At 65.5% G+C, this 252-nt stretch carries 1 protein-coding gene; it reads right to left on the reverse strand.

Annotation, left to right across the window (positions count from 1 at the left end):
- Positions 1-252, reverse strand: a 252-nt coding sequence (locus tag AACY08_RS30300; protein WP_339472762.1) for a hypothetical protein, incomplete at both ends; no start/stop codon positions are given.

The raw sequence follows: 252 nt of genomic DNA on the forward strand, positions 1-252 counted from the left end.
GCGGCGTCGTAGGCGAAGGTTTCACGCTGGCCGTGCAGGCTGTCCTGGCTGGCGATGATGCGGCCGGTGGCGTCGTAGTGCAGCAACTGGCGGTGTTGCGCAGCGGGTTGTTGGTCGAGTTTGCCGATCAGGTTGTCGGCGGGGTCGTATTCAAACTGTTTTTGCGCCGCAGCGGGCAGCAAGGTTGACTGACTGGCGTGACGGCGCTGGCGTGAACGCAGGCGGCCGCTGCGGTCGTATTCGCTGCGGGTG

The organism is Pseudomonas sp. EL_65y_Pfl1_R83 (genome assembly GCF_963970695.1).
Lineage (GTDB): Bacteria > Pseudomonadota > Gammaproteobacteria > Pseudomonadales > Pseudomonadaceae > Aquipseudomonas > Aquipseudomonas tritici.